The sequence below is a fragment of the Mesorhizobium sp. USDA 4413 genome (assembly GCF_056280365.1).
On the sequence record NZ_JBVPRP010000001.1, the window covers coordinates 3,182,992 to 3,202,473 of the forward strand.

Genomic DNA, 19,482 nt, shown 5'->3' on the forward strand with positions numbered 1-19,482 from the left:
CGGATACGCCGCACGCCCGAATCGCCATTAAAGAATCAAAGCCGATTCGCCTTGTCCAGAGGCGCGGGCGAAAAAGATTAAAAGTTGATTGAAATTTGCGCTTTCCCTCCTCCCACAAGGGGTGAAGGAGAGGCGCTACGCCAGTGTCCGCTCCACGATATCGCGCAGATCCGCCGACAGGTTCTCGGCCTTGGCCATATCGAGCAGCGCCTGCTTGGCCTTGGCCTGGCGTCCGGGCTCCAGCGAGCGCCAGGACCTGAGCGCCGTCGCCAGTCGCGCTGCCACCTGCGGGTTCCGCTTCTCCACCTCCAGCACCGTCTCGGCGAACAGGCGATAGCCTTCACCGTCGGGGCGGTGGAAGCCGGTCTGGTTGGCGCTGGAGAAGGTGCCGATCAGCGATCGCACCCGGTTCGGATTGGCGATCGAGAAGGCGGGGTGCCGCATGAGCGCACGCACCTTGTCGACGGTCTTTGCGCCGGGCACTCCGGCCTGGATCTGGAACCATTTGTCGAGCACCAGCGCATCACCGCGATAGCGTGCCTCGAAGGCGGCCAGCGCCTCTTCGGCCTCGGCCGTGCCTGAATGGCGATGCGCCAGCACGGCCAGCGCCGCCGCGCGGTCGGTCATGTTCGTGGCGGCATTGAAGTGCCGCGCGGCGAGGCCTGCGCCGCCCGGCAGGAGCGAAAGGTAATCGAGCAGGGTGTTGCGCAGAGCCCTGCGTCCGGCGCTCGCCGCGTCCGGGCTGAACGGACCCTTGTCTGCAAGGCTGTCATAGAGCGCCGAAAAGGCGTCGCTGTTTGTTTCGGTGATCGCCCGCGCCAGCGCCTCGCGCGCAGCGAAAATGGCGTCGGGATCGATGCCCTTGCCGATGTCGCGGGCGATGTCGGCTTCGCCGGGCAGCGCCAGCGCCAGCGCCCGGTATGCCGGTTCCAGCGCCTCGTCGCCGGCGATCCTGCCGGCAAGCTCGGCCAGCCGCGCCGCAAAGACCGGCTGCTTGCCGCCAAGCACCTGGCGGAAGGCCGCGATCAGCGCATCGGTCAAAAGCGTGTTGAACGCCTGCCAGCGCGAGAAGGCGTCGCTGTCATGTGCCGCGAGGAAGAACTGGTCTTCCGGTTTCTGCTGCACCGAAAGCGTGATCGGCGCCGAGAAGCCGCGGTTGAGCGACACCGAAGGCCGTTCCGAAACGCCGGCGAAGCGGACCGTGTGCCGGCGCTTGCGGATATGGATGACGCCGTTATCCACCGCCGCGCCCTCGACGCTGTCCCAAGCGACGGGCTTGCCGCCGGCGCCGACAAGCCCGAATGCAAGGGGAATATGCATCAGCCGCTTGCGGCTTTCCGACGGCGTCGGCGGCACCGACTGTTCGATCTCCAGCGTGAATTCCTTGGCCGCCGCATTATGCGTCGAACTCACCGTCAGGTTCGGCGTGCCGGCCTGATGGTACCAGAGCGCGAATTGCGCGAGGTCCCGGCCCGAGACGTCCTCGAAGACTTTCAAGAAGTCCTCGATCGTCGCGGCCTGGCCGTCATGCCGCTCGAAATAGAGGTCCATGCCGGCGCGGAAGGTCTCCGGCCCGAGGATGGTGCGGATCATGCGCACCACCTCCGAACCCTTCTCGTAGACGGTCGCCGTGTAGAAATTGTTGATCTCGCGATAGCGGCGCGGCCTGACCGGGTGCGCCAGCGGCCCTTGATCTTCCGGGAATTGGTGTGCGCGCAACGTACGCACTTCGGCGATACGCTTCACTGCCCGCGAGCGCTGGTCGGCGGAGAATTCATGGTCGCGGTAAACCGTCAGCCCTTCCTTCAGGCAGAGCTGGAACCAGTCGCGGCAAGTGATTCTGTTGCCTGTCCAATTGTGGAAATATTCATGCGCGATGATCGCCTCGATATTGGCGAAGTCGGCATCCGTCGCGGTCTCCTCGTCGGCCAGCACATATTTGTCATTGAAGACGTTGAGGCCCTTGTTCTCCATAGCGCCCATGTTGAAGTCCGACACGGCGACGATGTTGAAGACGTCGAGGTCGTATTCGCGGCCGAAGACGTCCTCGTCCCATTTCATCGAGCGTTTCAGCGCGTCCATCGCGTAGCCGGCAAGCCGCTCCTTGCCTGGCTCCACATAGATGCCGAGCTCGACCTCCCGGCCGGACATTGTGGTGAAGCTGTCCGCCACTTTGCCGAGCGCGCCCGCCACCAGAGCGAAGAGGTAGGAGGGTTTGGGGAAGGGGTCGTGCCAGACCGCGTAATGCCTGCCATTGGCGAGCGCGCCGCGTTCGACGGGATTGCCGTTGGAAAGCAGCAGCGGCGCCTCGTTGTGCGGGGCTTCGATGCGCACGGTATAGACCGACAGGACATCGGGCCGGTCGAGGAAATAGGTGATGCGGCGAAAGCCCTCGGCCTCGCATTGCGTGCAATAGACGTTGTTGGAGCGGTAGAGGCCCATGAGCGCCTCGTTGCGCGAGGGTGCGATCTCCGTCTCCAGGCGAAGCTCGAAGCGCTGCGCGGCCGGCGGCTTCAGGATCGTCAGCCGGTCCGGCGTCGCCTCGTAATCACCGGCCGGCAGCGCTTGTCCGTCTATCGCCACGCCGAGCAGCGTCAACCCGTCGCCGTCGAGCACCAGCGGCGCCGAGGCGGTGACGCCCTCGCGGCGTTCGATGGTGAGCAGCGCGATGACGCGGGTGGCGTCCGGCGACAGGCGGAAGTCGAGGCTGGTCCTCGGGATGAGATAGTCGCTGGGGCGATAGTCCTCGAGCTTGAAGACTTGGCCGGTGTCGGTGCGCATTCCTTAGGCTTTTCCTGACGATTTCGGGCGGAGGCCAGCTTGGCTGGTCCAAGAATTTTGAGGTGCGCGCTCTTTACACGAAATGGCCACTCGACAAAACTGCGCAAAGGCCTCATTTGCGGCTCCCTTTCCGACCACCCTTACGAGGCAAGATGACCGTCGATCATGCCGTCGGCCACAACACGCTGCGCGGCATCACGCTGAAAATCGTCTCGGTGACGGTTTTCGTCGGCATGCAGACCTGCATCAAGGCGGCCGGCGACGTGCCCGCCGGGCAGATCGTCTTCTTCCGCTCCTTCTTCGCCATCTTCCCGATCATCGCCTTCCTGGCCTTCAAGGGCGAGCTCGCCACAGCCTTCACGACCAAGCGGCGGTTCAACCATATCGCGCGCGGTCTGGTCGGTGTCGGCGCCATGGGGCTCGGCTTCTTCGCGCTGACCAGGCTGCCGCTGCCGGAAGCGATCACGCTGAACTACGCACAGCCGCTGCTGGTCGTGATGTTCTCCTCGGTCTTCCTCGGCGAGACGATCCGCGTCTATCGCTGGAGCGCGGTCGCGGTCGGCCTTGCCGGCGTATTGATCATCTCCTGGCCGGAACTCACGCTGCTCAATTCCGCTCAAGGCCTCGACGACCAGGAGGTGCTGGGCGTCATGGCCGCGCTGATCGCCGCCGCGATCTCGGCCGTCGCCATGCTTCTGGTGCGCAATCTGGTCCAGACGGAGAAGACGGCGACTATCGTGCTGTGGTTCTCCTCGACGGCTTCGGTATTGTCGCTCTTCACGCTACCCTTCGGCTGGCAGGCGTTGACGCCGATGCAGGCGGCGCTTCTTGTCGTCGCGGGCTTTTGCGGCGGGCTCGGCCAGATCCTGATGACGGCGGCCTACCGCCATGCCGAAGCATCGGTGGTGGCGCCCTTCGAATACACCTCGATGATCCTTGGCGTCGTCGTCGGCTATTTCGTTTTCGGTGACGTGACCTCGCCCAACACGCTGATCGGCGGCGTGATCGTGGTGGCCGCCGGCATCTTCATCATCTGGCGCGAACGGCAGCTCGGCCTGGAGCGCACGCGGACGCGAAGGGCAACGCCGCCGCAGGGATGAGGTTACGAAGCGGTCGCACGTTCCTTCGCCAGCTGTACCAGCACCGCCCGGGTCTGCTCGTCGGCCGGGAAGAAGGATTCGATCGCCAGCTCCGACAGTGTGACGTCGAGAGGTGTGCCGAACACGGTGATGGTGCTGATGAAGGATAGCACGGCATCGCCATGCGCTAGCCTGAGCGGATGGACGATGCCGCTCGGCTCGACAGGCGCCGGCCGGCCGCCCTTCAGGCCGGCCGGATAGGTGCGCAGCTCGCGTTCGAGCTCGATCAGCACAGGGTCGCCGGTGGCGTCGTTCTGGTGCTTCAGCCGCTCCAACAGATGCGCGCGCCACTCCGCCAGGTTGACGATCCGTGGCGCCACGCCGCCCGGATGCAGGCTGAGCCGCAGCACATTGACCGGCGGCTGGAGCAGGGACGGCTCGGAAATATCGGCAAGGAACGGGGCCATCGCCCCATTGGCGGAAACGAGGTTCCAGTGCCGGTCGACCGCCAGCGCCGGGAAGGGCTCGTGGCCCTTGAGAACGGTTTCGACCGCGGCCATCGCCGGCGCGAGCGTGGCGTCGGTCAGCGGCTTTTCGCTGAAGCTCGGCGCGAAGCCTGCCGCGAGCAGAAGCTGGTTGCGCTGCCTGAGCGGGATCGACAGCTGCTCGGCCAGATGCAGCACCATGTCGCGCGACGGCTGCGCGCGGCCGCTCTCGACGAAGGAGAGATGCCGCTGCGAGATATCGGCTTCCATGGCGAGATCGAGCTGGCTCATGCGCCGCCGCGTGCGCCATTCGCGGATCAGGCTGCCGGCGGAAATGTCGGATGTGGTCATGGGGGAGGAGTAGGGGCGGGCAGGGAGGGATCTCAATTACCTAGGATGTTATGGCTCCCCCTTCCCGCAAGGAAGAAGGGGAAGACGCTTTACTCCAACGCCCTCAGTTTCGCCTTCACCTCGAGGAAATCCCGCCATGCCAGCTTCTTGTGCGCCGGCGTCCTGAGCAGATAAGCCGGATGCAGCGTCGGCATCGCCGGAATGGCTATGCCCGATGAGGTCGTGTGCACACGCCAGTTGCCGCGCAGGCGCAGGATGCCCTCGGTTGTGTTGAGCAGCGTCTTGGCCGACGGCCCGCCGAGATTAACCAGCACCTTGGGATTGACGAGCTCGATCTGCCTTTCGATGAAAGGACGGCAGATTTCGGTCTCGTGCGGCGTCGGCGTGCGGTTGCCGGGCGGCCGCCACGGAATGACGTTGGCGATATAGGCCGAGTTGCGGTCAAGGCCGATCGCCGCCAGCATGCGGTCGAGCAGCCGGCCGGAGCGGCCGACAAAGGGCAGGCCTTCGAGGTCCTCGTCGCGGCCCGGCGCTTCGCCGACCAGCATCAGGTCGGCGTTGGGATTGCCGTCGGCGAAGACCAGGTTCTTGGCGGTGAATTTGAGATTGCAGCCGTCGAACGCGGCCATGTGCCGGCGCAGTTCATCGAGCGTCGAAGCGCTTGCCGCGAGCTGTCGGGCCGCAGCCGCCTGTGCCTCGTCGGGAACGGCCGCGGCCGCGCGTACCCGGGCGGGCGCGTCCGGAATAGTGCTGGCGTCGAGGCCGGATAGGGGCGCCGGCGGGTTCTCAACCCGTTCCGGAGCCTGCTCCGGCGCCGTTCGGCCCTCGGGCCTGGCTTCCTGGCGCGGCGCGGCTGGCGCCCGCTCGGCGGGCCTGCGCTCGGCCGACTTCGCCGCCGCTTCGGCAAACCGGTTGATCGGCGCGTCCTCGAGCGCGTCGTCGACGCCGGCGCTGGCGTAGAAGGCGAGCAGTTCGGCGATCTCGGCTGGTGTGCTGGGGGAAGCGGCAGTCATGGCGCCACCATCGTCCGCGCTGCGTCGATTTGCAAGATTAAGCCACACTCGCCTGCATTGAAGCATGTCGAGATCCAGGTCGGGCCGAGCCGAGAAATGGCGAGTTCCGAGAACCGGAGCGGAGCGTACTTAAAGTACGTGAGCACCGGAAGCGCAGGAAGCCGCCGTTTGCAGGCCGGCATCACCTGAATATCGATATGCTTCACCCGGTCGGTATGCGCGGATCCTGCACGATGTAGAATGTCCAGCGCGGCGTGTAGTCGGTGATCAGGAAATCGAAGGTTGCCGTCTTCAGCGGGTCGATCTTGCCATTGCGGAAAAGCAGCCGGTCATAGGGTTCGAACCGGCGGTCGAAATCGGCGAAGTTGCTCGACCAGATGTTGTCGGGCGTCTTGTTGCGCTGGTCGAAGGACAGGCCGTCGCCGAACACGCTCGGCTGGTCGAGGATTTCCTGCAGCTCGAACTGGAACTCCACCCAGGCCTGGGCGCTGTTGTTGAGCACGTCGATGCGCATATACATCACGCCGTTGGCGACCTCGCCGGCCTTGCCGAAGGGCTCGATCGGCTTGGTCGCGCGGATGGTCAGCGTCACCGGCGTCGCCGAATTCAGTTCCTCCTTGATGATCAGCGGGTCTTCCTTGGTGCCGATGCCGGTGGCGCCGGTGATGCGAAAGCCGCCCAGCTCGTCGGAGAAGGAATAGGCGCCGGTTGCCCAAACCTTCACCGGATCCGCCTCAGCCGGCACGGTCAAAAAGAGGAGCGGAAGAACCGCGCGCCAGGCGGCGCCTGGCGTGAAGAGTAAGCGCTTCGAGGGAAAGCCGGCTGGCTCTGGACTGCGCATGCCGCGAAGTATTGCCGATAACCAAGCCGTCGAACAATTAAAAACATCCCCGCGCCGCCTGGCCTGCCAACCAATTGGCGCTGGCCTATGCTTCGCCATGGCCTGTGCTGCTGCGTTTTCGCAGGGAAAACCGCGACTTTTTGTCGAAATCGGCGTTGTCACGTCCGCGCCGGTTTCGCGTCGCGAATTGATGCGCTATGCAGCGCATGAGCCAGCACAATGCGAGAATGCGGCAAGCCATAGAGGGGTCGATGAGCGATATCGAACGCGAGAGCATGGAATTCGACGTGGTGATCGTCGGCGCGGGTCCTGCCGGCCTTGCCGCGGCTATCCGTCTGAAGCAGCTCAACCCGGACCTCTCCGTGGTTGTGCTGGAAAAGGGCGGCGAGGTCGGCGCGCATATCCTGTCGGGCGCCGTCGTTGATCCGATCGGCATCGACCGGCTGCTGCCCGGCTGGCGCGAGGAGAGCGATCATCCGTTCAAGACACCGGTCACGGCGGACCATTTCCTGGTGCTTGGCCCGGCCGGTTCGTTCCGCCTGCCTAACTTCCTGATGCCGCCGCTGATGAACAACCACGGCAACTACATCGTCTCGCTCGGCAATGTCTGCCGCTGGCTGGCGACCAAGGCCGAGGCGCTGGGGGTCGAGATCTATCCGGGTTTCGCCGCGGCCAGCCTCGTCTACAACGATGCCGGCGCCGTCACCGGCGTCATCACCGGCGACATGGGCGTCGAGAAGGACGGCACGCACGGCCCCGCTTACGCGCCCGGCATGGCGCTGATGGGCAAATATGTGCTGATCGGCGAGGGTGCGCGCGGCTCGCTCGCGAAGCAGCTCATCGCCAAATACAAGCTTTCCGAAGGCCGCGAACCCGGCAAATATGGTATCGGCCTCAAGGAACTCTGGCAGGTCAAGCCCGAGAACCACAAGCCCGGCCTGGTGCAGCATTCGTTCGGCTGGCCGCTCGACATGAAGACCGGCGGCGGCTCCTTCCTCTACCATCTAGAGGACAACCAGGTGGCGGTCGGCTTCGTCGTCCACCTGAACTACAAGAACCCTTATCTCTCGCCCTTCGAGGAGTTCCAGCGCTTCAAGACGCATCCGGCAATCGCCGGCACCTTCGAGGGCGCCAAGCGCATCGGCTATGGCGCTCGCGCCATCACCGAGGGCGGCTGGCAGTCCGTGCCGAAGCTGTCCTTCCCCGGCGGCGTGCTGATGGGCTGCGCGGCCGGCTTCGTCAACGTGCCGCGCATCAAGGGTTCACACAATGCGGTGCTATCCGGCATGCTGGCGGCCGAGCATGTGGCCAAGGCGATCGCCGGCGGCCGCGCCAATGACGAGCTTGCATCTTACGAAGGAGCCTGGCGCGGCAGCGACATCGGCAAGGACCTGAAGAAAGTGCGCAACGTCAAGCCGCTTTGGTCGCGCTTCGGCACCATCGTCGGCGTCGGCATCGGCGGGCTGGATATGTGGCTGAACACGCTGTTCGGCTTCTCGCCCTTCGGCACGCTGAAGCACGGCAAGGCGGACTATGCGACGCTCGAGCCCGCGGCGAAGCACAGCAAGATCGCCTATCCGAAGCCGGACGGCGTCTTGACCTTCGACCGTCTCTCCTCGGTGTTCCTCTCCAACACCAACCATGAGGAGAACGAGCCGGTGCATCTGATCGTCGGCGACATGGCGCTGCAGCAGCGTTCGGAGCACGACGTCTTCGCCGGTCCTTCGACCCGCTATTGCCCGGCGGGTGTCTATGAATGGGTGGACAAGGACGGCAACGCCGCCGCCGATCCGTCGGCCAAGGACGTGCGCTTCGTCATCAACGCGCAGAACTGCGTGCATTGCAAGACTTGCGACATCAAGGATCCGAACCAGAACATCAACTGGGTGCCGCCACAAGGCGGCGAAGGCCCGGTCTATCAGGGTATGTGATCCGCTCCGACCGGGCCGTCTCGACCGCCGCTCCAACAAAGCCGGCGAAGGCCCGGTCTACCAAGGCATGTGATCCGCTCCGACCGGGCCGTCTCGACCGCCGCTCCAACAAGGCCGGCGAAGACCCGGTCCACCAGCGCATGTGGGCCGTCAAGGCCGTTGAACCGCGGCGCCGAGTATGATCTGCTTCGCCTCTGAACAAGGAGGCGCATATGCGGCGGACCAGCCTGGCGATTTTAGGTGCTGCCGGCGTGCTTTTTTGCGGGACTGCCTCCGCCGGCACTAGGCTGACCGTTCATGTGCGCACCTATGACGTTGCCGGCAGGACCGGCGCGGAACTGGTCGAGGCGATGGATGGCCTGGGACCGCGGCACGGGCATGCGACGCGCGCCATCGCCGAAACCGGCTACACCGTGCATTGGGACCTCGACGTGACGCGCGACAACGGCATTTGCCGGCTGCGCGGGGCCAACGGCAGGATCGACCTCACTTACACCTTTCCGCGCCGCATTTCGGCGTCCGGCCCGGCCTTGCGCAAGCGCTGGGACCGTTTCATGGCCGGCGTGCGCCAGCATGAGCACACCCATGGCCGCATCGCCAAGCAGATGATGCGCGCGACGGACACCGCGCTTGCCGGGCTTGAGCGGCAGGACAACTGGTTCTGCACCGGTCTTCGCTGGGAAGCCAGGCGTCGCATTAACACGATCTATGCCGACTACGAGGCTAGGCAGAACGCTTTCGACGCGCGTGAGCATCGCGACGGCGGCCATGTCGAGCACCTGGTCAATGCTCTGATGGGGAAGAACTGAAGCTCCAGCCCGGTCGCTCAAGCCGATGGGGCGATCAGCCTCGGCGCTTGCCGGGCACTTCATTCGCCGCCAGCGCCGACTTATGCTCGTCCTCGGGCGCGTTGCTGGCGGGCGGCAACGTGAATTCGACCAGCACCGGCAGATGGTCGGAGCCCGTATCTTGCAGCCGGGCCGAGGACAGGATCGTCACCCCGCCCTTGCTGAACACCTGATCGATCGGCAGGCCCGCATAGCGGCGCAGGAAATCGGGCAGCGTACGGTGAATCCAGGTCGGGCCGGCCGACGGCATCAGCGTCATGCCGCTGAGTCGCGCCACCCGTCGCACCGCGGCGCTCCACGGCACGGCATTGCAATCGCCGGCCATGATAGCGGTCTCGCCAAGCCCGGCCAGCGGTTCCGCCAGTTCGCCGATCTGCCAGTTCTGCTCCTTCGGCCAGGGCCAGCTCAGATGGATCGCGGCGACGTCGACCGGAACGCTGTTGAAATCGATCGTGGCGGTCGCCATCGCGCCGCGCGGCTCGCAACGCGGCGCGGTGCCGGCGGCGAAGGGACGGCGCGACAGCAGCGCGACGCCGAATATGCCGTTGGGATAGTCGCACAGGATGCGATAGGGATAGGCGCCGGCAATGTAACCGAGCTCCTTCGCCCACATCCCCGACACTTCGTCGAGCGTGATGACGTCCGGATTGGTCCGGCCGATCAGCGACAGCACCTTCTTCGGCGTCGGATTGTTGAAGCGCAGGTTCATCTGCAGCAGGCTGTAGACGATCCGGTCGGCCGGCTTTGCGACCGCCTGCTGCGTCGATAATCTGGGCAGCGCGCCCGTCGTCGTGGCGAAGCAGGCGATGGCGAAGACCAGGACCGCGACGGCCTGCAGCCGGTAGGGACCGACAAGCAGCGACAGCGCGAGCAAGGCCGCAAGCACGCTCAGATGCATGCGGAAATGCGAGAAGGAATCGAAGGCCGGATGCAGCGCGCCGAAGAACCCGGCCAGCAGCGCGGCCGAGCATGCCATCATCGCCAGGAATGTCAGCTGAGCCATCATGCTCAAGCGTGCACCGCCCGTAGTCATCTGCTCCGACCCGCCTCGGCTATCCGTTCTGGCCGCTTATCGGCCAAATTGCGGCCCAAGCAAGACGACGGATTGCCTCGCCAGCACTGGCCGTCACGTCTCTACTGGAACGCCGTCTCGGAAAAACTTCTGAGCTTGCGCGAATGCAGCCGCTCCATCGGCATTTCGGCGAGCTTCTCCATCGCCCTGATGCCGATGGTGAGATGCTGCGCCACCTGCCGCTTGTAGAACTCGGTTGCCATGCCGGGCAGCTTCAATTCGCCGTGCAGCGGCTTGTCTGAGACGCACAGCAGCGTCCCGTAAGGCACGCGGAAGCGGAAGCCGTTGGCGGCGATGGTGGCCGATTCCATGTCGAGCGCAATGGCCCGCGACTGAGACAGCCGCTGTACCGGTCCGCGCTGGTCGCGCAGCTCCCAGTTGCGGTTGTCGATGGTGGCGACCGTGCCCGTGCGCATGATGCGCTTGAGGTCGTAGCCGGAAAGGCCGGTGACTTCGGCGACGGCTTCCTGCAGCGCCACCTGGATCTCGGCCAGCGGCGGGATCGGCACCCAGACGGGCAGGTCGTCGTCCAGCACATGGTCCTCGCGCACATAAGCATGCGCCAGCACATAATCGCCCAGCGCCTGCGTGTTGCGCAGGCCCGCGCAGTGGCCGAGCATGACCCAGGCATGCGGCCTCAGCACCGCGATATGGTCGGTGATCGTCTTGGCATTGGAAGGGCCGACGCCGATATTGACCATGGTTATGCCGCCGTGGCCGGGCTTCTTCAGGTGGTAGGCCGGCATCTGCGGCAGGCGCTGCGGCGGGGTGCCTTCGCTTGGCGAGCCGGCTCCCGCCTTGGTCAGGACATTGCCCGGCTCGACGAATTCACTGTAGCCGCCTCCGCCACTCTCCATCAGTTCGCGAGCCCGCGCGACGAATTCATCGATGTAGAACTGGTAATTGGTGAACAGCACGAAATTCTGGAAATGCTGAGGGCTGGTCGCCGTGTAATGCGTCATGCGGTGCAGCGAATAGTCGATACGCTGCGCGGTGAACGGCGCCAGCGGCCGCGGCTCGCCGAACGCCACCTCGAAGGTGCCGTTGGCGATTTGGTCGTCGGTTCCGTCGAGATCCGGCACGTCGAACAGGTCGCGGATCGGCCGCTTGATGCGCTCGGCGGCCGCGCCGCCGACATAGGTGCCTTCCAGGAAGGCGAAATGCAGCGGGATTGGCGTGGTCGACTCCGACACCGTCACCTGCACGCCGTGATTGCGCATGATGAGCCGTAGCTGCTCGGTGAGATAGTTCTCGAACAGTTGCGGCTGGGTGATGGTGGTGGCGAAATGCCCGGGCGTCGGCATATGGCCGTAGGCCTGGCGCGAGTCGATCTGCGTGAACGAGGTCGTGGTAACGCCGATCTGCGGATAGAAAGCCCGGTAGCGCTTGCTCTCGTCACCGCCCGCGGCAAGGGCCCCGAAGGAATCGCGCAGGAATTTGGTGTTGCGGTCGTAGAGCGCCTGCAGCGCCGCGACGGCCTTTTTGGCGTCATGAAAGTCCTGCCTGCCGAAAGGCTCCGGCATGACGACCGATTCGATGGCTTGAGGGTAGATTCGCTTTTCCATGGCCCAATATAGAGATTTGGAAGAGCGGTTGGGAGGGGGGAGGCCGGCGTCAAGCCGACGCAAGGGCCGTTTTTCTTCGATGGCGTTATCCGCGCTGCAAGCTGATCAGCAGCACAAAGCCCACGCTGGTGTTCCTGTGTGCCGGCGCCTCGATCGTGTGGCCGGTGTCGGCCCGCATCATCGGCACCGCCAGCACCGGGGCGGCGAGCAGCATCAGGATGAGCGTCGCCCGCGGCAACAGCCTGAGGATATTCGTTGCGGTGGCGGCAATGCGGTTCATTTTGGTGGTGTCCCGATTTTCAACTTGGTCGATTTTCAGCTTTGTCGTTCCGGCGCGTCACTAGGTTCACGGAGCCGGGAACGAAGCCACGGGCCGCTCCCACAAGCGGGTCGAGCGACCGCTCTCGGCCACCAAGATGGCGAAGAACATGCCGAACAGGCTCATCAGCAGGCAGACGATGGTGAAGCGACGGGCAAGCATTTCTCTCTCCTTCAATGCGGGAGAGAGTGCCGGAATGCCTCTGAACCGGTTCTGAGACCGGTATTCATCTGCGGTTCAAATTGATTGACGAGGTTTGGCCTGGTGCCGGTGCAGGTCCGGTGGAGCGCTGCCGCTGCAAAAGAAAACGGGGCCGTTCGGCCCCGCTTCGGATGGTCTGGAATTGGCGATCAGAGCTTGTGCCAGAACTAACTTTATTTTTGCAGATTGTACAAGCGGTACGACCATAGACGGCCTGCGCGGCACCTAAAGCCCTACGGGGGGAACCAGCCCCTCGGTGTATACGTAAAGGGGATGCACATTTTTCGCAAAAAGGTCCGCATGAGATACGAACTGGTACGCAAGGAACCCGAGGGTACCTGGAGTGTCTGGGACAGCCGCACTGAGCAACCCGCGATTTACGGAGGGGAGCGGGCCGTGGAGCTAAGCCTGGAGGACGCCCAAGACATCCATGCTTTGTTGGAGGCTGAGGACATGAAGCTCAGGATGTCTCGGGGGCACATCGTATGAGGTTGGCTTATTGACCAACCCGCCCGCGCTCGCTCTCCAGCTTTGACAGAAGTGCCTCGCGAGTCTTTAAGCCACATTGATACAGAAAAGAAAGGCGTAGCGCGACGTATTCCCTGTCGTCCTCAGTGCAGCCGGGCGACGTGCTGCTACAATACTCTTCAAGAACGGCCGCGAGCAATTTGAGGTGGTCTGGAGGAACGACGCCATTGTCCGTCATGACCAAGCTCCCGCAGGTCGAAATCCATTCTATTGCGCTGGCAACGAGAGTAGGCAAGGACATTTGATGGCGGTCCTGTGGTGGAACGGCAGGGTCCCCGTGCGGGGCGAGCGTCCTGGCATAGCCGTCATGGTCGGGGACGTGCAGCGGGCCGCTGAGATGCTCATGTCGTGGGAACTCAAGGGTCCCTTATGGAAACGTGCGGTTCGGGCCTGCATCGACGCGATGGAAGGCAGGATTACACCGGACGAAGCTCGGGATGCCTTCAGGGAGGCGGCGGCTGAGGAGGGGATGTACCTGCGGAATCTTGAGGCGACACCCGCGCTCGAAGAAAATGGCAGACCCACCTCTCCCCGAAATCGATAGCGTATTGAGAGCGCAGGGGGGAGGTGGCCATCAACGCTGAACTTTGCCTGTCTCGGCAATTATTTTCGGGTTGGGGCCAATCGATATCGTATAACTGAAGTTCGCCACGCCTTTGGCCTGCTTGTGCCTTGGCAGGCTGCGCACAACCCAGTCATAGACGCCCGACACCATGCATTGGTCATTCGCACAAGTGACCATGACGCTGCTGTCGCGAACGCTGTAGCCCCGTTCAGGCCACCGCAGGAAATACGTTCTCTTGTCCTGAAGGATCGAGCTTAGGTCCGTCCACTTGCCATAGTAGTCGACCGTCGGTGCGTAAGACGCCTGAACTTGAGCAAGAGCTAACGCGGCGTTGTCCCCATGATGCTCGATGAGCCCTTTGATAAACGCCACCGCAGCGTTCTCCAGTTCCTTGGCGTTGGCACTTACTGCGGGGGCTGGCGCGGGGTTAGGCATTGTGGGTATTTGCGAGGTGTCCACTGGCGGCGGACTCACAGCGACATTGGTGACCCTCAGGTCTGCCATTTCGCTTGCTGACAGGTACCGCATGTCGGACCTGTCGTAGCTTAGTGCCACCTGCATGAGCTTTGGGTCGACCCCCATTTCCGTCATGTAGCCCATGACCTGAGCGGTACCGGCTTGAATTTGAGCCACCGCCTCGTCGGCGGACATTCCGCTATTAATATCGAAAGATGACCTATGGACACCGATGGAGCCGGTCTCGGCCACTCGACGGACCCCACCCAAGAAAGCCAGTGAGCAAGCCGAAGCGCACTGCAACTGGCGAATTTGCAGGGTGTCCAATCCAGCCGCACGGATCATGCGTCCCAGCTGTATTGCCGTGCCGACACTGCCGCCAGGGGAGTTGAATACGATCACGCGAGCCCCGCTTCTCACCACCGCGTCGCTAAAGCCCGTCAATGATTCATTGACGCCGAACTCACCGGAGACCACCAGGAACGGCTGCTCACCAGGAGAAGAAACAGGAGTGTAGTCTAAAGCCACGGCCTGACAGGTCGCTGCCACAGCAAGTGACCCCGCCGCCAAAACCAGAGAAATTACACGCACGACCTGACTGTGCCCTAACTCGCCCGGTGGAAGTAAGGACCTGTTAAGCGAATATTTCAAGAGTCTTGTCGAAGTCAGGTTAATTAGCGAGGCCCTTACCCAGCGCCCGAGACCTTTATTGACATTCTGCTGATGTCGCCCTCCTATTGACGCCTCGGGGGTGGAAGGATGAGCAGGCACGGCTTTGCTTCTCTTTGCATTTGTCTTCTGGCTGCTGCGTCTTGCACAACCGGCCCCGCCAGGGCGCCCGAGAGTTCCGTCTTAAACGTCTTCCCCGGGCCGCCTCCGCCCCCACCATACCAACCCATCCCTGCCGACAGTCCAATTGAACGGGCAGCGCTTCCCTCGGGGCAGGAAGCGGCAACCACATCGTTGCCCCAAAGCCCATCCGGCAGCAATGCCTCCCAGGTCGCGGTGGCACCTCCTCAAGCTGGTGAGCAGCCGTCCACACAGAGCCAAGGCCAAACCTACCAGTCACCCACATATCAGTCCGGCCCCAAACCCACTTACCAGCCGAACTATCTGCCATCGGCGCCATCAGTTGGCCCCTGTGCAGAAAACGGAAGTTGTTACGGCGACCTGAGCAATCTCACCGGCAAACCCAAGACCGTGTTGGTGCGCGGCTATTTTCGGAAGAACGGCACGTATGTCAGGGGACACTATCGCAGCCACTGAGTCTGCATTGCTCTTGCCGGGCGACTTGGGGCAGACTCTCCGCCATGTGCAACCTCTACAACATCACCACCAGCCAAGACGCCATTCGAGAATGGACCCGCGCCATGCGAGACATTGTGGGCAACCTTGAACCCTCTCTGGACGTCTATCCAAACATGCCAGGTCCTGTGGTTCGCAATGCACCGGACGGCCAGCGAGAGTTGGCTAAGCTGTTGTGGGGCATGCCCACGCCAATCGAACGAGTGAAGGGCAAAGCTGACTACGGGACGACTAACATCCGCAATCCACAGTACGGCCATTGGCAACAATACGTGGGGGTGGAGAACCGTTGTGTGGTGCCCGTCACAAGCTTTGCGGAGCCGAGCCCAACGCCGAATGACAAGGACCCTGAGACGGGCATTCAGCGGAACTACTGGTTTGCACGCAACAAGGACCGACCACTCTTCTTCTTTGCTGGGTTCTGGACGCGGTGGCAGGGCGTCCGCAGGGTCAAGGACGGGCCGGGCGACTTCGAGCTTTACGGGTTCATGACGACCAAGCCCAATGCCCTCATCGCACCGATCCATGAAAAGGCTATGCCGGTCATCCTTACGACGCCAGATGAGGTTGAGGTCTGGCTCACGGCACCATGGTCGGAAGCGCGGCGCATGCAGCAAACAGCCCCGGACGATACCTTGGTGATCGTGGACAAGCCAGCTACGCAAATTAAATTTCCGTTGGCTCAAAACAACGACAGCCAGCTTTCCCTGCTTTAGATTAATCGACATCAGCAAAACACCGTCGGGAACCGCGCAGCAGCCCTGCTACGAGGGCTGGCCAACGTCACATTCTTGTGGGAAATCACTCGCTTCTATTAGAACAGTTTGATTTTAGGAAAATGGCGCTTCACTTTCCCTTGCCGAAAATCCAGCCTGATTCCCTTTTTGATGAACGTAGTTGATAAGATGGGGTGTTGCAGTGGGCGTAGCCGAAAATTTTAGGACCTTTATTGAGAACCTCAGGATATCTAATGCCGACGTGATCAGTAATCGGTACGGCGAAATCACTGCTGCCGCAAATAAGAAGTTTCGGGATAGTGAATCAAAAACAGCAAATAGTTTGCAGGTTGGATCTTATGGTAGGCACACCGCAATCGATGGAATTTCAGATTTAGACATGCTCTATATAATGCCGGCTTCAAGTTGGGATGACTACAAGGAAAACGGCCAGTCGAAGCTACTCACGGAAACGAAGGATGCCATCAAGGCGCGCTATCCAAATACGGAAGTGTATGTCGACCGACTGGTAGTCCGAGTTCTGTACACGGACTTTCACATTGAGGCGCAGCCCGTGTTCGAGCAGGAAGATGGCAGTTTTAAGTATCCTGACACTTATGATGGCGGAAAATGGAAGATCACCATGCCGCGCGACGAAATCAAGGCTATATCGGAGTTTAATGAACAGAAAAATAAGAACCTTAGACGCCTCTGTAAGATGGTCAGAGCCTGGAAGAACAAACACGGCGTCGGAATGGGAGGTCTTCTTGTAGATACGCTATCCTACAATTTCTTAAAATCTACGAAGGACTACGATGAAAGGAGTTTCTTGTATTATGACTACATGAGTCGCGATTTCTTCAAATACGTTTCCGAGCTTCCAGAGCAGGATTACTATGCTGCTTTGGGTAGCGGACAACGAGTGCGGGTGAAGAAGAAATTCCAGAAGAAAGCCAAGAAAGCGTATGAGTTGTGCCTCAAGGCTATTGAAGCTGCTGGTAAGGACAACGAAAACGATAAATGGCGAAAGGTCTACGGACGGCATTTCCCTGCTGCGACCGCAAGCCTGCAAAAGGCCGCTGCAAGCGCAGCTGTGCATCGTGACACAGAGGAGTTTGTCGAGGACCGTTTTCCTGTGGACATCAGATATCCTATCACGATCGATTGCGATGTCTCTCAGAACGGTTTTCGGGAGTATCTCCTGAGAGACATCTTGCGTTTAAAGTTGCCGCTAAAGCCACACAAGACGCTGAAGTTCCACGTTGTCGACCACGAGATACCAGGCGAGTTTAGGCTCTATTGGAAAATTCTGAATCGAGGGGACGAGGCCGTTAGGCGAGATTGTATCCGAGGGCAACTGGTGATGGATGCGGGTAAACTCGAAAAAACTGAGACGACCACTTTTCGTGGGGACCACATCGTCGAGTGCTACGCGGTCCAACGGGGCGTTGTGGTCGCGAAAGACAGGATACATGTTCCTATCGATTCAAACGCCGCGTAGCGGACGGAGGAGATGATCTGACATGACTGAATTCAGCCCTATGGAGGATCAGATACGGGAGTGTTTTGGAAGGGTGATCTACACCCACAAAACCCATGAGAAAATGGCCGAGGCATGTGCGACTACTTTACAGCGATACAAGCTTTGCCAGATTGCGGTTTCGGTCCTCACAACGTCAGGCGCGTTGAGCGTTGTCTTTCTTGACCAGTTCTGGCTCAAGCTTGCCACAGCGGCGCTATCCATCGTCGGACTTTGGGCATCGGGCTACATGAAGGGTTTCGATCCAGGCGGCACGGCGCAAAAACATCGCGACGCTGCTGCAAATCTATGGCCCGTTAGGGAGTCCTATTTGTCACTTCTAACGGACCTGCGCATGGGGGCGTTATCTGAAAAGGATGCAGCGCAGCGGCGCGATGAGCTCCAAGCGACCCTTGCAGCTATCTACTCGGGGGCGCCGCAAACGACATATTCCGCTTATAAGAAGGCCCAGGAAGGTCTCCAAAAAAACGAGGAATATACCTTTTCCGATCAGGAAATTGATAAGTTTGTTCCAGCATCCCTCAGAAAAGCAAAGAAGAATTGAGCACACAGGCTGACTACCCCGGCGCCGCCGAACTAATCACCCGGCGCTCCAAGTTGGTCATGCTGTTGACCTTGCGAGTGATCTCATCATGATATTCAAGCGTTTGTAGTAGGATGGCGAACTGTCCAACTCGAGTTCCGCCCTCCATGGCGATGGCTGTTGCCCCGGTAGTTTCGCCACCCTCGGACTGCTCGCGGTAACTCTGGAGAGCCCCGTTCACGAGTTCTTTGGCTTCCTGAACGGCGCCCTTCGTTTCCTCGCGGAACAGTGCCTGAAGCTCTCCAATCGCTCGCATGTACTCCCGAACATGTAGGTTGATTGGAACGGTCTCATCCGTGAGTTCTGACAGCAATTTCCTCTTGACGCTGCCATCCTGCGTCAACCGTGTTCGCGACAAATGAGGCTCAAGCCAAAAGTGCATTCGATGCAGTCTTTCATCCCCCTTAGAGGTCCACTGGTGCCCAAATTTCAGACCATGGACGCCGAAGCCACGATGCTGCACGAAGTTCCGCAAACCCTCCATGATCCGGTACGAAACTGACTTGTCGTACCACTGGGTAGCCAGCATCCCGATCTTGTCAGAGCTCGATGCTGCCCCCGGGAACTTGCTGGCTATGGATTTGATTTGATCAAGGTAGGCTCTGCAGGAACTCAGAAAATTTGCCAAGCGTTGGTGGATCCTGGTGGAAAGAGACCAAAAGTCGGAATAGTGGTGTTTCTGGTACAGCATATCGTTCAAAGAACTTTGCAAAAGGGTGTGCTCATAGTCCTCGTAGTTGTATACGCAAACCAGAAAAAGCTCCTCTGCATCAGTAGCTCTTAAAATAAGCGCGATGGCGTCTGAAAGGTTATCATAATGTTCCTTTGAAATGTCAATATCGACGTCCCCACCAAAGTAATCTGAGACGATTTTATATTCCATTTGCACCTCATCCGCACCAAGGGCGAGGGGTCGGTGGGCAACTGGTCGCACCGCAGATAAACGGGACCGCCAGCCCCTCGGAAATCAGCACGTCACCGACGTCCTGGCCATTCGCGAACAGGTAGCCGCAGGTTCGCCCGTAGTTGCACCTGTTGGTACCCTCGGTCCCTGGGGCGCACGAGCAGGGGATCATCTGCAATTCCAGCTTTGCTGAAGAGACCAGTTCTGTCAGGCGTGCCTTGGCGCGGCGCCCGAGGTTTCCTTCGACGGCGCACTTTGGGTCAATGGTCTCGGGGGCATTGAAGCCGACCAGGCGAGTTCCCTTCGCGCTGCCGTTGAGCCGGATAGTGTCGCCATCTGTGATGCTGAACTGTGATGTGGCAAGTGGCACTCTGTCTCCCGTGCCTGATCTCGCGAGAG

General features: G+C 61.3%; 18 protein-coding genes. 7 read left to right on the plus strand and 11 right to left on the minus strand.

Annotated elements, in window-relative coordinates; all coding sequences use genetic code 11:
• Positions 1-135: 135 nt before the first annotated feature.
• A complete protein-coding gene (gene pepN, locus ACVMIM_RS15170) occupies positions 136-2,781 on the minus strand; it encodes an aminopeptidase N (RefSeq protein ID WP_476112904.1) in 2,646 nt (881 codons plus the stop codon).
• Between the two features lie 152 nt (positions 2,782-2,933).
• Between pepN and ACVMIM_RS15175 the strand changes: the two genes are divergently transcribed.
• The gene (locus ACVMIM_RS15175) at positions 2,934-3,881 is read left to right on the plus strand and encodes a DMT family transporter (RefSeq protein WP_476112906.1); all 948 of its coding nucleotides are present in this window, start codon (positions 2,934-2,936) and stop codon (positions 3,879-3,881) included.
• 2 nt (positions 3,882-3,883) lie between these two features.
• Here ACVMIM_RS15175 and ACVMIM_RS15180 read toward each other — a convergent pair whose 3' ends face one another.
• The 3 genes from ACVMIM_RS15180 to ACVMIM_RS15190 form a co-directional block, all read right to left on the minus strand.
• Positions 3,884-4,696: a helix-turn-helix domain-containing protein gene (locus ACVMIM_RS15180; protein WP_476112908.1), complete on the minus strand. Its 813-nt coding sequence runs from the start codon at positions 4,694-4,696 to the stop codon at positions 3,884-3,886.
• A gap of 89 nt (positions 4,697-4,785) precedes the next feature.
• On the minus strand, positions 4,786-5,709 hold the full coding sequence (locus tag ACVMIM_RS15185) for a uracil-DNA glycosylase (protein WP_476112910.1): 924 nt from the start codon (positions 5,707-5,709) through the stop codon (positions 4,786-4,788).
• Between the two features lie 202 nt (positions 5,710-5,911).
• Positions 5,912-6,550, minus strand: coding sequence for a hypothetical protein (locus tag ACVMIM_RS15190; protein WP_476112911.1), 639 nt, complete (start codon positions 6,548-6,550; stop codon positions 5,912-5,914).
• 227 nt (positions 6,551-6,777) lie between these two features.
• Here ACVMIM_RS15190 and ACVMIM_RS15195 point away from each other — a divergent pair, with 227 nt between their 5' ends.
• Together ACVMIM_RS15195 and ACVMIM_RS15200 are read left to right on the plus strand one after the other, a co-directional pair.
• A complete protein-coding gene (locus ACVMIM_RS15195) occupies positions 6,778-8,481 on the plus strand; it encodes an electron transfer flavoprotein-ubiquinone oxidoreductase (RefSeq protein WP_476112913.1) in 1,704 nt (567 codons plus the stop codon).
• Positions 8,482-8,693: 212 nt separating this feature from the next.
• The gene (locus ACVMIM_RS15200) at positions 8,694-9,290 is read left to right on the plus strand and encodes a DUF922 domain-containing protein (RefSeq protein WP_476112915.1); all 597 of its coding nucleotides are present in this window, start codon (positions 8,694-8,696) and stop codon (positions 9,288-9,290) included.
• A gap of 34 nt (positions 9,291-9,324) precedes the next feature.
• On the opposite strand, the gene ACVMIM_RS15205 is transcribed toward ACVMIM_RS15200, so the two are convergent.
• From ACVMIM_RS15205 to ACVMIM_RS15220, 4 genes are all read right to left on the minus strand, one after another.
• Positions 9,325-10,335, minus strand: coding sequence for an endonuclease/exonuclease/phosphatase family protein (locus ACVMIM_RS15205; protein WP_476117239.1), 1,011 nt, complete (start codon positions 10,333-10,335; stop codon positions 9,325-9,327).
• 128 nt (positions 10,336-10,463) lie between these two features.
• Positions 10,464-11,924, minus strand: a complete 1,461-nt coding sequence (locus ACVMIM_RS15210; protein ID WP_476112917.1) for an AMP nucleosidase — start codon at positions 11,922-11,924, stop codon at positions 10,464-10,466.
• A gap of 127 nt (positions 11,925-12,051) precedes the next feature.
• Positions 12,052-12,246, minus strand: coding sequence for a hypothetical protein (locus ACVMIM_RS15215; protein ID WP_041002148.1), 195 nt, complete (start codon positions 12,244-12,246; stop codon positions 12,052-12,054).
• Between the two features lie 66 nt (positions 12,247-12,312).
• Positions 12,313-12,447, minus strand: coding sequence for a hypothetical protein (locus ACVMIM_RS15220; protein ID WP_476112919.1), 135 nt, complete (start codon positions 12,445-12,447; stop codon positions 12,313-12,315).
• An 874-nt stretch (positions 12,448-13,321) separates the two neighbouring features.
• On the opposite strand from ACVMIM_RS15220, the gene ACVMIM_RS15225 reads away from it, so the two are divergent.
• Complete coding sequence (locus tag ACVMIM_RS15225) at positions 13,322-13,558, plus strand: DUF982 domain-containing protein (protein WP_476117241.1); 237 nt, start codon at positions 13,322-13,324, stop codon at positions 13,556-13,558.
• A 30-nt stretch (positions 13,559-13,588) separates the two neighbouring features.
• Here the strand turns inward: ACVMIM_RS15225 and ACVMIM_RS15230 are convergent, their stop codons facing one another.
• A complete protein-coding gene (locus ACVMIM_RS15230; protein ID WP_476112920.1) occupies positions 13,589-14,686 on the minus strand; it encodes a COG3904 family protein in 1,098 nt (365 codons plus the stop codon).
• Between the two features lie 659 nt (positions 14,687-15,345).
• Between ACVMIM_RS15230 and ACVMIM_RS15235 the strand changes: the two genes are divergently transcribed.
• The 3 genes from ACVMIM_RS15235 (at position 15,346) to ACVMIM_RS15245 (ending at position 18,140) form a co-directional block, all read left to right on the plus strand.
• Positions 15,346-16,056, plus strand: a complete 711-nt coding sequence (locus ACVMIM_RS15235; RefSeq protein WP_476112921.1) for an SOS response-associated peptidase — start codon at positions 15,346-15,348, stop codon at positions 16,054-16,056.
• 202 nt (positions 16,057-16,258) lie between these two features.
• On the plus strand, positions 16,259-17,557 hold the full coding sequence (locus ACVMIM_RS15240; RefSeq protein WP_476112923.1) for an SMODS domain-containing nucleotidyltransferase: 1,299 nt from the start codon (positions 16,259-16,261) through the stop codon (positions 17,555-17,557).
• Between the two features lie 22 nt (positions 17,558-17,579).
• Entirely contained in the window at positions 17,580-18,140 is a 561-nt protein-coding gene (locus tag ACVMIM_RS15245; protein ID WP_476112924.1) for an SLATT domain-containing protein, read from the plus strand.
• Between the two features lie 13 nt (positions 18,141-18,153).
• Here the strand turns inward: ACVMIM_RS15245 and ACVMIM_RS15250 are convergent, their stop codons facing one another.
• Both ACVMIM_RS15250 and ACVMIM_RS15255 read right to left on the minus strand, forming a co-directional pair.
• On the minus strand, positions 18,154-19,062 hold the full coding sequence (locus ACVMIM_RS15250) for a hypothetical protein (RefSeq protein WP_476112925.1): 909 nt from the start codon (positions 19,060-19,062) through the stop codon (positions 18,154-18,156).
• A gap of 7 nt (positions 19,063-19,069) precedes the next feature.
• Positions 19,070-19,453, minus strand: a complete 384-nt coding sequence (locus tag ACVMIM_RS15255) for a thermonuclease family protein (RefSeq protein WP_476112927.1) — start codon at positions 19,451-19,453, stop codon at positions 19,070-19,072.
• Between the last annotated feature and the right edge of the window lie 29 nt (positions 19,454-19,482).

Bases quoted from the DNA above. Each gene is read 5' to 3' on its own strand.
- pepN (WP_476112904.1), bottom strand. From the start codon at position 2,781: ATGCGCACCGACACCGGCCAAGTCTTCAAGCTCGAGGACTATCGCCCC.
- ACVMIM_RS15175 (WP_476112906.1), top strand. From the start codon at position 2,934: ATGACCGTCGATCATGCCGTCGGCCACAACACGCTGCGCGGCATCACG.
- ACVMIM_RS15180 (WP_476112908.1), bottom strand. From the start codon at position 4,696: ATGACCACATCCGACATTTCCGCCGGCAGCCTGATCCGCGAATGGCGC.
- ACVMIM_RS15185 (WP_476112910.1), bottom strand. From the start codon at position 5,709: ATGACTGCCGCTTCCCCCAGCACACCAGCCGAGATCGCCGAACTGCTC.
- ACVMIM_RS15190 (WP_476112911.1), bottom strand. From the start codon at position 6,550: ATGCGCAGTCCAGAGCCAGCCGGCTTTCCCTCGAAGCGCTTACTCTTC.
- ACVMIM_RS15195 (WP_476112913.1), top strand. From the start codon at position 6,778: ATGCGGCAAGCCATAGAGGGGTCGATGAGCGATATCGAACGCGAGAGC.
- ACVMIM_RS15200 (WP_476112915.1), top strand. From the start codon at position 8,694: ATGCGGCGGACCAGCCTGGCGATTTTAGGTGCTGCCGGCGTGCTTTTT.
- ACVMIM_RS15205 (WP_476117239.1), bottom strand. From the start codon at position 10,335: ATGATGGCTCAGCTGACATTCCTGGCGATGATGGCATGCTCGGCCGCG.
- ACVMIM_RS15210 (WP_476112917.1), bottom strand. From the start codon at position 11,924: ATGCCGGAGCCTTTCGGCAGGCAGGACTTTCATGACGCCAAAAAGGCC.
- ACVMIM_RS15215 (WP_041002148.1), bottom strand. From the start codon at position 12,246: ATGAACCGCATTGCCGCCACCGCAACGAATATCCTCAGGCTGTTGCCG.
- ACVMIM_RS15220 (WP_476112919.1), bottom strand. From the start codon at position 12,447: ATGCTTGCCCGTCGCTTCACCATCGTCTGCCTGCTGATGAGCCTGTTC.
- ACVMIM_RS15225 (WP_476117241.1), top strand. From the start codon at position 13,322: ATGGTCGGGGACGTGCAGCGGGCCGCTGAGATGCTCATGTCGTGGGAA.
- ACVMIM_RS15235 (WP_476112921.1), top strand. From the start codon at position 15,346: ATGTGCAACCTCTACAACATCACCACCAGCCAAGACGCCATTCGAGAA.
- ACVMIM_RS15245 (WP_476112924.1), top strand. From the start codon at position 17,580: ATGACTGAATTCAGCCCTATGGAGGATCAGATACGGGAGTGTTTTGGA.
- ACVMIM_RS15250 (WP_476112925.1), bottom strand. From the start codon at position 19,062: ATGGAATATAAAATCGTCTCAGATTACTTTGGTGGGGACGTCGATATT.